The sequence below is a fragment of the Luteimonas sp. R10 genome (assembly GCF_045689605.1).
Classification (GTDB): Bacteria; Pseudomonadota; Gammaproteobacteria; order Xanthomonadales; family Xanthomonadaceae; genus Luteimonas.
Genome location: NZ_CP141262.1, coordinates 2,978,590 through 2,993,901, shown reverse-complemented (window position 1 = coordinate 2,993,901; position 15,312 = coordinate 2,978,590). Strand labels below are relative to the sequence as shown.

Below are 15,312 nucleotides of genomic sequence, written 5' to 3'. Positions count from 1 at the left end.
TCGCGTCGCGCGGCTGCGCCGGAGCGCGACGTGGGCGACTGGCGCCCCTCGGCGACGCTCGAGGCCCTGCGCCTGCGTGCCCGCCTCAACGCGGCCATCCGCGTCTTCTTCGCCGAGCGCGGCGTGCTCGAGGTGGAGACGCCGATCCTGTCGCAGGCCGGCAACAGCGAGCCGAACATCGCTTCGTTCGCACTCGACTTCAATGGCCACGTCGACGCCGGGCCGCGCCGGCGCTGGCTGCGCACTTCGCCGGAGTACCCGCTCAAGCGGCTGCTGGCGGCCGGAGCCGGCGACTGCTACGAGCTGGGTCGCGTGTTCCGCGACGGCGAGGCCGGCGGCCGCCACAATCCCGAGTTCACCATGCTCGAGTGGTACCGGGTGGGCTGGGATCACCTGCGGCTGGCCGAAGAGGCGGTGGCGCTGGTGCAGGCGGCGCTTTCGCTCGCGGGACGACGGGCGACGGTGGAACGCACGAGCTATCGCGCGCTCTACCGCGCGCGCGCGGGCGTCGACCCGATGCGGGCCGACGAGCGGGAATTGCGCGCCGCACTCGGCGATCTGGAGATCGACCCGGCCGGCCTGCAGCGCGACGACTGGCTCGACCTGCTGATGACGCACCGGATCCAGCCGCAGCTGCCGGCGGACGCGATCCTCGTCGTGCACGACTATCCCGCCTCGCAGTGCATGCTCGCGCGAGTGCGCGAGGACGACGGCGATGCCGATCCGGCGCCGGTGGCCGAGCGCTTCGAGCTGTACCTGGGGCCGCTGGAACTGGCCAACGGCTATCACGAACTCGCCGACGCGGGTGAACAGCGACGCAGGTTCGAACACGAATTGGCGACACGCGCGGCACGTGGGCTGCCGCAGCCCGCCATCGACGCGCGCTTGCTCGCTGCGTTGCAACATGGCCTGCCCGACTGCGCCGGGGTGGCGCTCGGCGTCGATCGACTGCTGATGGCATTGCTGGACACCAGTCGGATCGCCGAGACGTTGTCGTTCGAGTTCTCACGCGCCTGAACGGCCCGGCATCGCGCGCCGGCGTGCGGCGCCTGCGCATGTCTTCGTTCATGAACACCGATTAGATTAGATTCGGACATCGGACAGAGGAGGTATGCCCATGAACAGCACCTTGCGGATTGCGGCACTCGCGTTGGCGCTCGGCGGCACGGGCTGCATGGCCTATGGCGATGGCTACGGTTACGGTGGATACGGCGGCGGCCACGGATACCCGGGCTACGGCCGCGAGCCCGGCTACGGACAGGGCGGCACGCTGCGCTGCGAGTCGCGCGACAACCGGCGCCAGTACTGCCCGGCGAGTACCCGTGGCGGCGTCCGCATCGGGCGCCAGCTGTCGTCGGCGCAGTGCATCCAGGGCAGCAGCTGGGGTTACGACGGACGCGGCGTCTGGGTGTCGCAGGGGTGCCGCGCCGAATTCGTCACCGGGGCGGGCGGATCGTACCCGGGACGCCCCGGCCGTCCGGGACACGGACCGGGCGCCGACGGCGAACAGATCGTGCGTTGCGAGTCGAAGAACAACCGCCACCGCCGCTGCAACGCCGTCGTCGACCGTGACGTGCAACTGGTGCGCCAGCTGTCCGGCACGCGCTGCGTACAGCGCCAGAACTGGGGCTGGGACCGCGGCGGCATCTGGGTCGACGGCGGTTGCCGTGCGGAGTTCCGGGTGCGTTGATCGCATCTGGTGCGGCGGCTGGTGGCACTGCTTTCCCACGGCAGCATCCGGGCACGGGCTCCCTGGCCGGCGACGGGGACGATGGCCTGTACCGAGGGTGTCGATTGACGGCCCTGGTTCCCGCCTACGCGGGAACGACGATGTGGGTCATCCCCGCGCGGGCGGGGATCCATGGACGCTGGCACCGGCACCGACCGGGGTTCTCGAAAACGCACTTCCACGCACCTGTCCGGCCCATATCGACAAGCCCTAGACTTCCACGATGACCGACGCCATCGACTACGCCCGCTACGACCGCATCCGCCCGATCCGCTGGAACGGCGAGGCGCTGGAACTGCTCGACCAGCGCAAGCTGCCGTTCGCCGAAGAGTACGTGCGCTGCGAAGACAGCGACGAGGTCGCGACCGCGATCCGCGAACTGGTGGTGCGCGGCGCGCCGGCGATCGGCATCGCCGCCGCCTGGGGCGTGGTGCTGGCGGCGCGCGCCGTCGAGGCGGCAGACGGCACCGCCGCAGCGGCGGCGTTGGCACCGGCGCTGCAGCGGCTCAATGCCGCGCGTCCCACCGCGGTGAACCTGGCCTGGGCGCTCGCGCGCATGCGCGCGGCGCTGCTGGTCGCCGACGGCGACTGGCGCGCCGCGCTGGAGCGCGAAGCGCAAGCGATCGAGACCGAGGACCTGGCTGCCAACCGCCGCATGGGCGAGCTCGGCGCCGCGCTGATCTCGCCGGGTTCCGGCGTGCTCACCCATTGCAACACGGGTTCGTTGGCCACCGCCGGCTTCGGCACCGCGCTCGGGGTGATCCGCGCCGGCGTCGCCCAGGGCCGGATCGGCAAGGTGTTCGCCGACGAGACCCGCCCGTGGATGCAGGGCTCGCGCCTGACCGTGTGGGAACTGCAGCAGGACGGCATCGACGCCACCCTGATTGCCGATTCCGCGGCCTCGCACCTGCTGAGGAACGGCGAGGTCGAGTGGGTGGTGGTCGGCGCCGACCGCATCTGCGCGAACGGTGACGTCGCCAACAAGATCGGCACCTACCAGCTGGCGATCTCCGCGCGCTTCCACGGCAAGAAGGTGATGGTGGTGGCGCCGTCGTCGACCGTCGACATGGCCACGCCCTCGGGCGACGCCATCGAGATCGAGGAACGCGATCCGGGCGAGCTGCTCGGCATGAACGGCAGCCGCACCGTCGCCGACGGCGTCAGGGCCTGGAATCCGGTGTTCGACGTCACCCCGGCGGCCCTGATCGATGCGATCGTCACCGAGAAGGGCGTCGTCGAGCGCCCGGACGCGGAGGCGATGCGGGCGCTGTTCGGCGGATGAAACGGTTCGGCCGCGGATGAACGTGCCGCACCACCGCGAACCGAGACCTGCCGTCCGCGAATGCGGGGCATTTTCCGGGCAAGTTCGCCCCATCCGCGTTCATCCGTGGCGATCCGCGCCTAAGTCTTTGTTTTACTGAAGGAAAAAGCTCGCGCGAACGGGCCCGCCGTGGTATGATTTCACGTCTTTTCAACGCGTTGCCGGCGGGCCGCGCGGAAAGCCGTCCGGAACCGCCGGGCCGGCGTCCGCGAACGGCCCGCGCAGCCAGGATGCAAGCACCCTAGATGGTCGATTCCGCCAGAGAAATCATCCCCGTCAATCTCGAAGACGAAATGCGCCGCAGCTACCTCGATTACGCCATGAGCGTGATCGTGGGGCGCGCGCTCCCGGACGTGCGCGATGGCCTCAAGCCGGTCCATCGCCGCGTGCTGTACGCGATGAACGAGCTCGGCGCGCACAGCAACAAGCCGTACTACAAGTCGGCGCGTATCGTCGGCGACGTCATCGGTAAGTACCACCCGCACGGCGATTCGGCGGTCTACGACACCCTGGTACGCATGGCGCAGCCGTTCTCCCTGCGCTACATGCTGATCGACGGGCAGGGCAACTTCGGCTCGGTCGACGGCGACTCGGCCGCGGCGATGCGCTACACCGAGGCGCGCATGTCGCGCCTGTCGCACGAGCTGATGGGCGACATCGACAAGGAGACCGTCGACTTCAAGCCCAACTACGACGAGAAGGAACTGGAACCCTCGGTGCTGCCGGCGCGCGTGCCCAACCTGCTGGTCAACGGTTCGGCCGGCATCGCGGTGGGCATGGCGACGAACGTTCCGCCGCACAACCTGTCGGAAGTGGTCGACGCCACCATCGCCCTGATCGACGATCCGGAGATCGACATCGACGGGTTGATGGAGCACATCCCCGGTCCGGACTTTCCCACCGCCGGCATCATCAACGGCGTCGGCGGCATCCACCTGGCGTACCGCACCGGCCGGGGCCGCGTGCGCATCCGCGCGCGCGCCGAGATCGAGGTGGCCGACAACGGCCGCGAGGCGATCGCCGTCACCGAAATCCCCTACCAGGTCAACAAGGCGCGGCTGATCGAGAAGATCGCCGAGCTGGTGAAAGAGAAGAAGATCGAGGGCATCAGCGAGCTGCGCGACGAGTCCGACAAAGACGGCATGCGCATCTACATCGAGATCCGCCGCGGCGAGTCGGCCGAGGTGGTGCTCAACAACCTCTACCAGCAGACCCAGCTGGAGTCGGTGTTCGGCATCAACATGGTGGCGCTGGTCGACGGCCGCCCGCAGCTGCTCAACCTCAAGCAGATCCTCGAGGCGTTCGTGCGCCACCGCCGCGAGGTGGTCACCCGCAGGACGATCTTCGAGCTGCGCAAGGCGCGCAACCGCGCCCACATCCTCGAAGGCCTGACCGTCGCGCTGGCCAACATCGACGAGATGATCGAGCTGATCAAGACCTCGGAGAATCCGCAGGTCGCCAAGGAGCGCATGCTGGGCCGCACCTGGCCGCCGGGCCTGGTCGGCGCGCTGCTGGAAGCGGCCGGCGCCGAGGCCTCGCGCCCGGAAGACCTGCCGGACGGGGTGGGACTGGTCGACGGCCTCGCTTCCACAGGCATGTACCAGCTCACCGACGTCCAGGCGCAGCAGATCCTGGAGATGCGCCTGCACCGCCTGACCGGGCTGGAGCAGGAGAAGCTGACCGAGGAATACCGCCAGCTGCTCGACGCGATCCGCGGCCTGATCGAGATCCTCGAGGATCCGGACGTGCTGCTGGAGGTGATCCGCACCGAGCTGCGCAACCTCAAGGAAGAATTCGGCGACGCGCGTCGCAGCGAGATCCGCGCCAGCGAGGAGGACCTCGACATCCTCGACCTGATCGCGCCCGAGGACGTGGTGGTGACGCTGTCGCACGCCGGCTACGCCAAGCGCCAGCCGGTGACCGCCTACCGCGCGCAGAAGCGCGGCGGCCGCGGCCGCTCGGCCGCGGTGGCGAAGGAAGAGGACTTCATCGACCGGCTGTGGCTGGTCAACACCCACGACACCCTGCTCACCTTCACCAGCGCCGGACGCGTGTTCTGGCTGCCGGTGCACCAGCTGCCCGATGCCGGCCCGAACGCGCGCGGCCGGCCGATCATCAACTGGATCGCGCTGGAGGAGGGCGAGCAGGTGCAGGCGGTGGTGCCGGTGCGCGAGTACGCCGAGGACCGGTTCGTGTTCTTCGCCACCCGCCGCGGCACGGTGAAGAAGACGCCGCTGACCGAGTTCGCCTATCGCCTGCAGCGCGGCAAGATCGCGATCCGCCTCGACGAGGGCGACGCGCTGGTGGACGTGGCACTGACCGACGGCGAGCGCGACATCATGCTGTTCGCCTCCAACGGCAAGGCCGTGCGCTTCGACGAGGGCGCGGTGCGCTCGATGGGCCGCACCGCGGCCGGCGTGCGCGGCATCCGCCTGGGCGAGGGGGAGTCGGTGGTCAGCCTGATCGTGGTCGAGGGCGACGGCGACGTCCTCACCGCCAGCGCCCGCGGCTACGGCAAGCGCACGCCGGTCGCCGAATACCCGAAGAAGGGGCGCGGCACCCAGGGCGTGCTGGCGATCAAGACCAGCGAACGCAACGGCCCGCTGGTCGGCGCCATCCAGCTCAGCGACCACCACGAGGTGTTGCTGATCTCCGACGGCGGCACCCTGGTGCGCACCCGCGCCTCGGAGATCTCGCAGGTCGGCCGCAACACCCAGGGCGTGACCCTGATGCGGCTGGCCGCCGACGAGAACCTGCAGGCGGTGGAGCGGGTCGACGCGTCGCTGGACGAGGATGCCGAGACGGCCGCGCCGCGACCGTCCGACGAGGCCGAGCAGCGCCCGGACGCCTGATGCATCGCTGATGCGCACCTGCCGGCGACGCGCGTCCGCATCGCCGGCGGGTCTATACTCGACGCCACTCCAGGGAAAGAGTGCGCGCACGATGAGCAAGCATGCCGTCGGACCGGTTTGCCGCCGGGCCGTGATCGCTGTCCTCGTTCCGATGCTGGTGCTGCTGGGCATCGCCGCATGCAAGCGCGACGCCGGCGGCCAGCTGCCGACCGCCGGCGGCGAAGCGATTCACGCCGAGCGGCAGGAGATCGAGGGCTTCGGCCTGGCCCGCGCCTGGCCCGACCAGCGCAGCGATGGCCTGGCGATCGCGCTCGAGTTCTCGCAGCCGCTGGTCGGCACCCAGGATTTCGACAAGCTGGTCACCTTCGCGGAGAAGGTCGACGGCGAAGGCAGCTGGTCGCTCGACGAGGACGGCCGGACGCTGCGCTTCCCCTTCGTCGAGGCCAATCGCGACTACACGGTCCGCATCTCCGCCGCCCTCACCGCCGCCGACGGCAGCCGCCTGGGCGAGGACGTCGAGCGCAGGATCCACACCGGCGACCTGGAGCCGGCGGTCGGCTTCGCCTCGCAGGGCAGCGTGCTGCCGGCGCGCGAGAGCCGCGGCCTGCCGGTGGTCTCGCTCAACGTGCCCGAGGTCGACGTCGAGTTCCTGCGCGTGCGCGAGAGCGCGCTGCCGCAGTTCTTCAGGCAGTACCAGCGCGGCGGCCGCCGGGGCAGCTGGGAGCTGAGCGCCGACTACAACGACCGGCGGCCGCTGTCGCGGCTGGCCGAACCGGTCTACGTCAACCGTTTCGTCCTCGGCGGCGAGCGCAACGAGCGCGTGCTGACGCACCTGCCGCTGCAGGACATCGCCGAATTGCAGCAGCCCGGCCTGTACTTCGCCGCGATGAAGCGCGCCGGCTCGTTCGAGGACGCGGTCGAGACGGCGTTCTTCAGCGTCAGCGACATCGGCCTGCACGCGCGCGCCTACGAGGACAAGCTGTTCGTGCACACCGCGTCGCTGCGGGACGGCGGCGCGACCGGCGGGGTCGAATTGCGCGTGCTGGATGCGAAGGGCGAGACGATCTTCAAGGGCGAGACCGACCGCAACGGCAACGCGCTGCTCGACTACACCCTCGACGCCGCGCACGTGCTGGTGGCCAGCCGCGGCAGCGACATATCGATACTGCCGTTCAACCAGCCGGCGCTCGACCTGTCGGAGTTCGCCGTCAGCGGGCGCGAGCAGGCCTGGTTCGACGTGTTCGCCTGGTCGGGCCGCGACCTGTACCGCCCGGGCGAAACCGTGCGAGTGTCGGCGTTGCTGCGCGATCGCGACGGCGCGCCGGTGGTGGCCAAGGACGGCAAGACGCAGCCGCTGTTCGTGCGCCTCAAGCAGCCGGACGGCAAGACGCTGTTCGAAACCCCGCTGCAGGCGGGGGCGCAGGGTTATTACCGCCTCGAACGCGAGATTCCCGTCGATGCCCCGACCGGGCGCTGGCAGGTCGAGTTCCGCACCGATCCCGGCAGCCGCGAGGCCGTCCAGGGCATGACCCTGCGGATCGAGGAGTTCCTGCCCGAGCGGATGAAGCTCGAGCTCGACAGCCCCGATCCGGTGCTCGCCCCGGGCCGCCCCCTGCGCCTGCGCGCGAGCGGCGCCTATCTCTACGGCGCGCCGGCGGCCGGCAACCGCTTCACCGCGACCCTGGCGGTGGCGGTGGCGCAGCATCCGGTCGAGTCGCTGCCCGACTATTTCTTCGGCGATCCGACGGTCGAGCTGCCGCGCGAGGCGAAGGAGGTCGTCGATGCCGAACTCGACGCGAAGGGGCTTCTGCAGCAGGACATCGCCTTGCCGGAAGAGGCCAAGCCGTCGACTCCGATCGCCGCGGTCGTCACCGGCAGCCTGTACGAAAGCGGCGGCCGCAGCGTCGACCGCACGCTCAGGCGGGTGATGTGGCCGGCCGGCGCCCTGGTCGGCGTGCGCCCGCTGTTCGACGATGCCGAGGGCGCCGACGCCAACGCCAGTGCCGGCTTCGAACTGGTGCGGGTGGACGCGGCGGGGGATGCGCAGCCGCTGAAGGGACTGAAGGTCACCCTGGTGCGCGAGCACCGCGACTACCACTGGACCCATGACGACGACGGCGGCTGGAACTACGACTTCACCCGCCGCTTCCAGAACGTCGAGACCCGGAGCATCGACGCCGGCAGCAGCGCGGTGCGCTTCGATTTCCCGGTGGAGTGGGGCGAGTATCGCGTCGACGTGCAGGACCCGGAGACCGGCCTGACCACGCGCTATCCGTTCCGCGCCGGCTGGAGCTGGAACGATCAGAACCGGGGGCTCGACGCGCGCCCGGACAAGGTCAAGCTCGCCCTCGACAAGACCGGCTATCGCGCCGGCGACACGCTGAAGGTCACGGTGACGCCGCCGCACCCGGGCAAGGGCCTGCTGCTGGTGGAGAGCGACGCGCTGCTGTACGTGCAGGCGATCGATGCCGAACCCGGCAGCAGCTTCGAGATTCCGGTCACCGAGGATTGGGAGCGGCACGATGTCTACGTGACGGCGCTGGTGTTCCGCGGCGGCAGCGCCGCGAGCAAGATCACGCCGACGCGCGCGGTCGGCGTCGCCCACGTGCCGATGGACCGGCGCGACCGGCGCGTCGCGGTGGGCCTGACGGTCGAGGAGTTGGTGCGGCCGGAACGGCCGTTGCGGGTGACGGTGAGCGCGCCGCAACTCGCCGGCAAGCAGGCGTACGCGACGGTCTCGGCGGTCGACGTCGGCATCCTCAACATCACCCGGTTCCCGGTGCCGGACGCGGTGGCGCACTTCTTCGCCCAGCGCCGCTTCGGCATCGATGCCTACGACGTCTACGGCAGGGTGATCGAAAGCTACGACGGCGGCAGCGCGCGCATCCGCTTCGGCGGCGACATGGCGCTCGGCGCGCTGCCGCAGGCGCGGCGGCCCACCGCGCGGGTGCAGACCGTGGACCTGTTCGCCGGCCCGGTGAAGCTGGACGCCAAGGGTAACGCCCTGATCGAGCTGCCGGTGCCGGACTTCAACGGCACCCTGCGGGTGTCGGCGCTGGTGTACTCCGACCGCGCCTACGGCAACCGCGACGCCGAGACCGTGGTGCGCGCGCCGATCGTGGCCGAGGCCAGCATGCCGCGCGTGCTGGCACCGGGCGACCGCAGCACGGTCACCCTCGATCTCAGCAATTACACCGGCAAGTCCGGCGAGTTCGCGGTGCGGGTCGACGGCGAGGGACCGGTCTCGATCGGCGACGGCACGCGCAGCGCGGCGATCGAGCCGGAAGGCAAGGCGACGCTGAGCTTCCCGCTGGTCGCGGGCAACGACTACGCCACCGCGCGGGTGCGGGTGCGGGTGGAAGGCAACGGCCACGCGGTCGACCGGCGCTACGACCTGCCGGTCCGCGCCGGCTGGCCGGCGGTATTGCGGGCGCAGACGCGCGCGCTCGATCCGCTGGCGCCGGTGACGATGGACGCGTCGCTGGCCGACGGGCTGATGCCGGGCTCGGTGCAGGCGCGGATGAGCGTCGGCGCGCTGCCGCCGATCCCGTTCGCCAGCGCGCTGCACGGCGCGCTGCACTATCCCTACGGCTGCGCCGAACAGACCACCAGCCGCGGCTATGCGGCGCTGATGCTCGACCCGGCCACGGTGAAGATGCTCGGCATCCGCGACGTCGATGCGCAGAAGCGCCGCACGATCGTCGAGGGCGCGTTCGGCCGGCTGGCGTCGATGCAGGCGGACAACGGCCACTTCTCGATGTGGGGCAGCAGCGGCGCGTCCGCGCCGGCGCTGACGCCGTACATCGCCGAATTCCTGCTCGAGGCGCGCGAGGCCGGCTTCGCGGTGCCGGAGACGGTGCTGCAGAAGGCGCTCGAACGCCTCAGCGAGGACCTGCTGGCCGGCGGCCAGGAGTTCTACGGCCGCGACCACCGCCCGCACCTCAAGTTCGCCTACCAGGCGCACGCCGGCTACGTGCTGGCGCGGGTGCAACGCGCGCCGTTGGGTACCCTGCGCGCGCTGTACGACAACGAGCGCGGCAAGACCCTGACCGGACTGCCGCTGGTGCACCTGGGCCTGGCGCTGCGCCTGCAGGGCGATGCCGCGCGCGGCGACCGCGCGATCGCGCAGGGGTTCGCCTTCGAGGACGCGCGCCCGCGCTACCTCGGCGATTACGGCAGCCCGCTGCGCGACGCGGCGCTGAAGATCGCGCTGACCGAGGAGCGCGGCGCCGGCAAGCCGGCGTACGTCGCGCGCGCCATCGACGTCGGCCGCGAACTCGACGCGCGCCGCAGCGGCCGCGCGCTGTACCTGAGCACCCAGGAGCAGATCGCGCTGGCGCGGCTCGGCAAGGCGCTGGCGAGCGACCAGCAGCGGCGCGTGTCCGGCGTGCTGCGGACCGGCGACAGCGACGAGCCGGTCGCCGAGACGCGGGTGTTCGGCCGCACCTTCGATTTCGCGGCGCTGTCGCGCGGCGTGCGCTTCGAGCCGAAGGGCGAGCCGCCCATGTATGCCAGCCTGGAGGTCGCCGGGGTGCCGCGCACGGCGCCCGAGCCCGACTTCAGCGACCTCAAGGTCGAGCGCGCGCTGTACCGCACCGACGGCAAGCCGTGGACGCCCGGACCGCTGAAGGAAGGCGAGGCGCTGATCGTCGCGGTCGCCATCACCGCCGACCGCGCGATGCCCGACGCGCTGCTCACCGACCTGCTGCCGTCGGGCCTGGAGATCGAGAACTTCAACCTCGGCGATGCCGGGCAATGGGCCGGCGTGACCGTGGCGGGAATCGAGCTGGCCGAACGCGCCGGCGCGGCCGACGTCAGGCACGAGGAGTTCCGCGACGACCGCTATGTCGCCGCGCTCTCGCTCGACGCCGGGCGCACCGCGCGGCTGTTCTACCTGGTGCGGGCGGTCACGCCGGGCACCTACACGGTGCCGCCGCCGTTGGTCGAGGACATGTACCGTCCGGAACTGCGCGGCGTCGGCCGCGCACCGGTCGAGCGCATCACGGTGGTGCAGCCGTAGGGCCGGGAATTGAGAATCGGGAATCGGGAATCGGCGTTGCGCTTTTGATCGTCATTCCCGCGAAGGCGGGAAGTGCTTCACAACAGCCCGAAGGGCTGGTCATCCAGCGACTTTGCGGCTGCATCGACATTCAGGAACCAGCGCAGCGGATTCCCACCTTCGCGAGAATGACGGCATGGGTTCGGCAAGGCAACGCGGATGGCGGCACTTCCTGCCCTGGCTGCGCTGGGGCACTGTGGCATTGCTGCTGTCGCTGCTAGTCCTCGATCTCGCGTTCCCACCGCCGTTGCCGAAGGCGCGCGACACCAGCACGCTGGTGGTCGCGCGCGACGGCACGCCGCTGCGCGCGTTCGCCGACGCTGAAGGCGTGTGGCGGCATCCCGCCGATCCCGACACGGTGTCGCCGCTGTACCTGCAGGCGCTGCTGACCTACGAGGACCGCTGGTTCCACCGCCATCCCGGCATCAACCCGGTGTCGCTGCTGCGCGCCGCGGCGCAATGGATGCGCGGCGGCCGTATCGTCTCCGGTGGCTCCACGCTGACGATGCAGGTCGCGCGTATCCTCGCCCCGCCATCCGCGGGGCACACCCGCTCGCTGCCCGGCAAGGTCAGGCAGATGCTGCGCGCGCTGCAGCTGGAGGCGCGCCTGTCCAAGCGCGAGATCCTGACCCTGTACCTGGAGCGCGCGCCGTTCGGCGGCACCATCGAGGGCGTGGAGGCCGCCAGCTGGGCGTACCTGGGCAAGTCCGCCGCGCGCCTGTCTCACGCCGAGGCGGCGCTGCTGGCGGTGCTGCCGCAGGCGCCGAGCCGGCTGCGCCCCGACCGCCATCCCGAACGCGCGCAGGCGGCGCGCGACAAGCTGCTCGAACGCATGGTCGACCAGGGGGTCTGGTCGCGCGCCCTGGTCGACGACGCGCGCATCGAGCCGGTAGTGTCGCGCGCGCTGCGGCAGCCGCTGCATGCCGCGCTGCTGGCGCGGCGGCTGCGCGACGGCGATGCGCGCAGCGCGCGCATCGCCTCGACCATCGAGCCCGGCCTGCAGCGCATGCTGGAAGAGCGCGTGGCCGCGTACTTCTCGAACCTGCCCGAGCGCACGTCCGCGGCGCTGCTGGTGGTCGACAACGCGACCCTGCAGGCCCGCGCCTATGTCGGCTCGGTGGCGTTCGGCGACCGCGCCCGGCTCGGCCACGTCGACATGGTGCGGGCCTGGCGCTCGCCGGGATCGACCTTGAAGCCGTTCCTGTACGGCATGGCGCTCGACGACGGCCTGATCCATTCCGAGAGCCTGCTGGTGGATGCGCCACAGGCGTTCGGCGGCTACCGCCCGGGCAACTTCGATGCCGCGTTCAACGGCCCGGTGGCGGCGTCCACCGCGCTGCGGCTGTCGCTCAACGTGCCGGCGGTGGACCTGCTCGACCGCGTCGGCCCGGCGCGCTTCGCCGCGCGGCTGGAGAACGCCGGGATCCGGCTGCGGTTCCCGCGCGGCGCCGCGCCCAACCTGTCGCTGATCCTCGGCGGCACCGGCGCGACCCTGGAGGACCTGGTCGGCGCACACGCGGCGTTGCGCCGCGGCGGGATCGCCGGCCGCGTGCGCTACACCGAGGACGCGCCGCTGATCGAACGGCGGCTGATGTCGCCGGGCGCGGCGTGGATCGTCGGCGAGATCCTCGCCTCCAACCCGCGCCCCGGCGAGCGCGCCGACACCTTCGATACCGGCGGCCGCCCGCGCGTGGCCTGGAAGACCGGGACCAGCTACGGCTTCCGCGACGCCTGGGCGCTGGGCGCGACGCGCCGGTACACGGTCGGGGTATGGGTGGGGCGCCCGGACGGCACGCCGCTGCCGGGGCAGTACGGCGCGATCACCGCGCTGCCGCTGCTGTTCGAGGTCGTCGACACCTTGCCGCGCGCGCGCGGCGACGGCAGTCCGCAGCCGCCGCCCCGCAACGTGCGGCGCGAGGACATCTGCTGGCCGCTGGGCACGCCCGCAGCCGCGCAGCCGGCCGTGCTGTGCCAGCGTCGCCGCCAGGCCTGGGTGCTGGACGGCGCGATCCCGCCGACGTTCGCCGAGCGCGATGCGCGGCTGTGGAGCGCCGGACGCGAGCGCTTCCGGGTCGACGTGCGCAGCGGACTGCGGCTGTCGGGCGCGTGCCGCGATGCGCACGTCGCGCGCGACGCCGAGACCGCGCGCTGGCCGGCATTGGCGTCGCCCTGGCTGCCTGCGGCCGCCCGCCGCGCTTCCCGCCTGCCGCCACTGTCGCCGGACTGCGCGCCCGACGGTCGCGATGCGGTCGCGGCGTTGCGCATCGACGGCGTCAACGAGGGCGCCACGCTGGCGCGGCCGCCGGGCAGCCGTCGCGGCGTGCGGCTGTCGCTGCGCGCGCTCGGCGGCGACGGGCGCGTCCAGTGGCTGTTGAACGGGCGCTGGATCGCCGAGACCGAGGGCACGCGGCCGCTGCTGCGCGAGTTCGACACGCCCGGCGAGCAGGTGCTGACCGCATTGGCCGAAGGCGGCGCCTGGGCGCGGGTGGGGTTCCGGATCGCACGCTGAGGTGCAGGATCGACCGTGGCGCTACGCGCCGGGCGCCGGCGCCTCCGGCCGATGGAACTCGACTCTAGGTGTATCATCCGGCCCCGTGACCCGACGCGCTCGCCACCGCCTACGCATCGCCCTCGTGGTGGTGTTCTGCCTGCTGTTCCAGCAGGCGGCACTGGCGGTGTACTTCTGCCCGGCAGGGCAGGCGCCCGCCGAAACCGAGGCGATGGTCGAGGAATGCGCCAAGAAGGGCATGGAGCAGGCGCAAGGCAATCCGACCCTGTGCCACAAGCACTGCAATCCGGACCGGTCGACCGCCCCCGATATCGTCAAGCTGTCGGTGCCCCCGCTGGCGCTGCCGGCGCCGGCGATGCCGCTGTTCACGATGCAACCGGTTTCGCGCGCGGCCGCCTGGGCCGAGGTGCCGATGACCGGGTCGGACCCGCCGCCGCGACTGCGGTTCTGCAGTCTTCTGATCTAGACCCCGAAACGGCATTGCCTAGTGCGCCGGCGCAGGAGCGCCGTGCGCGTGTCGTGGCCGTTTCGGAGGTCTCATGCCTGTCCGTTCCCTTGTCGGTGCCGTCCGTTCCGCAATCGTGCGTGGGGCGATGCCGTGCCTGATCGTTGCGTCCCTCGCGACGCCCGCTGCCGCGGCATTCGCCGCGCCCCTTGAAATCTCCCTGCCGGAGGCCGTCCGCCGCGCCAGCGAACGCGTGCCGATGCTCGAAGCCCGCCGCGCATCGGTCGAAGCCGCGCGGCAGGAATCGCACCGCGCCGGGGCATTGCCCGATCCGACGCTGATCGTCGGCATCAGCAACCTGCCGGTGACGGGCTCCGATGCGTTCGACGACGCCGTCGACCCCATGACCATGAAGCGGATCGGACTGCGCCAGGCGTTCCCGGCCCGGGCCAAGCGCGAGGCGCAACGTGCGCTGGCCCTGCGCAGGACCGACGAGGCGCAAGCGCTGGAGACGGCCGAGCGGCTGGATGTGCAGCGCGCAAGCGCCGAAGCCTGGATCGGCTTGTGGGCGCGCCAACGCGAACTGCAGAAACTGCACCTGTTGCGGGAGCAGGCGCAACTGGCTGCGCGGCTGGCCAGGGCCGGCGTCGGGAGTGGTGGGTCGCTCAACGACGCCTTGGCCGCAGAAGCCGCCGCGCTGGAGCTGGATAACGATATTGCCGCCGCCGAGGCCGCGCAGGCCGAGGCCCGGGAAGCGCTGCAGCGCTGGATCGGCGAAACCGCGGACGGCGCCCTCCGTGCCGCCGACACGACGCCCGATTTCACCACGACGCCGTATTCGCAATCCGAGTTGCTGGCGGCGCTGGACCGCCTGCCGGCATTGCAGCCCGTCGACGCGCAGCTGGAAACCGCGGCGGCGGAGGTCGACGCGGCGCGTGCCGAGAAGCGCCCGGACTGGAGCGTGACCGCCTCGTACGGGCAGCGCGAGGCCGGACGCAGCGACATGGTGATGCTGGAGTTCGGCGTCGGCCTGCCGCTGTTCACGCGCAACCGGCAGGATCGCGGCATCGCCGCGCGCCAGGCGGACTACCGGGCTGCCCTGGCCACCCGCGAAGACCAGCGTCGGCAACTCGTCGCACGGATCCGCGCCGCCTTTGCGCATTGGGAAGGCATCAAGCGCGTGGTGGCCCTGCACGAGGATGCGCAGATCCCGCTCGCACGCGACCGCAGCACCACCGCACTGGCCGCCTACCGTGCCGGCGGCGAGCTGCGTCCCTGGCTGGATGCCCATGAGGACGAACTCGAATTGCAGCTGATGCATGTCCAGCACCTGGCACAGCTCGGCCGCGCCTGGGCGGCGCTGGCTTTTCTGCTGACTTCGGAGATCCAACCGTGAA

The 15,312-nt window shown here is 71.4% G+C and carries 8 protein-coding genes; all 8 read left to right on the top strand.

Annotated features, from left to right (window positions below; all coding sequences use genetic code 11):
* The first annotated feature begins 30 nt into the window (after window positions 1-30).
* Complete coding sequence (gene epmA / locus U3649_RS13115; protein ID WP_407354620.1) at window positions 31-1,017, top strand: EF-P lysine aminoacylase EpmA; 987 nt, start codon at window positions 31-33, stop codon at window positions 1,015-1,017.
* A gap of 100 nt (window positions 1,018-1,117) precedes the next feature.
* Window positions 1,118-1,690 carry a DUF3011 domain-containing protein gene (locus U3649_RS13110; protein ID WP_407351756.1) on the top strand — a complete coding sequence of 191 codons (573 nt, stop codon included), beginning with the start codon at window positions 1,118-1,120 and terminating at the stop codon, window positions 1,688-1,690.
* Between the two features lie 262 nt (window positions 1,691-1,952).
* Complete coding sequence (mtnA, locus tag U3649_RS13105; protein WP_407351755.1) at window positions 1,953-3,011, top strand: S-methyl-5-thioribose-1-phosphate isomerase; 1,059 nt, start codon at window positions 1,953-1,955, stop codon at window positions 3,009-3,011.
* A gap of 284 nt (window positions 3,012-3,295) precedes the next feature.
* Window positions 3,296-5,902 carry a DNA gyrase subunit A gene (gene gyrA, locus U3649_RS13100; protein WP_407351754.1) on the top strand — a complete coding sequence of 869 codons (2,607 nt, stop codon included), beginning with the start codon at window positions 3,296-3,298 and terminating at the stop codon, window positions 5,900-5,902.
* Between the two features lie 151 nt (window positions 5,903-6,053).
* Window positions 6,054-10,922 (top strand): MG2 domain-containing protein, encoded by a 4,869-nt coding sequence (locus U3649_RS13095; RefSeq protein ID WP_407354619.1) that lies wholly within the window; start codon window positions 6,054-6,056, stop codon window positions 10,920-10,922.
* Window positions 10,923-11,097: 175 nt separating this feature from the next.
* On the top strand, window positions 11,098-13,470 hold the full coding sequence (gene pbpC, locus U3649_RS13090; RefSeq protein ID WP_407351753.1) for a penicillin-binding protein 1C: 2,373 nt from the start codon (window positions 11,098-11,100) through the stop codon (window positions 13,468-13,470).
* Window positions 13,471-13,555: 85 nt separating this feature from the next.
* Window positions 13,556-13,936 (top strand): hypothetical protein, encoded by a 381-nt coding sequence (locus U3649_RS13085; RefSeq protein ID WP_407351752.1) that lies wholly within the window; start codon window positions 13,556-13,558, stop codon window positions 13,934-13,936.
* 73 nt (window positions 13,937-14,009) lie between these two features.
* Complete coding sequence (locus tag U3649_RS13080; RefSeq protein ID WP_407351751.1) at window positions 14,010-15,311, top strand: TolC family protein; 1,302 nt, start codon at window positions 14,010-14,012, stop codon at window positions 15,309-15,311.
* Window position 15,312: the final 1 nt, after the last annotated feature.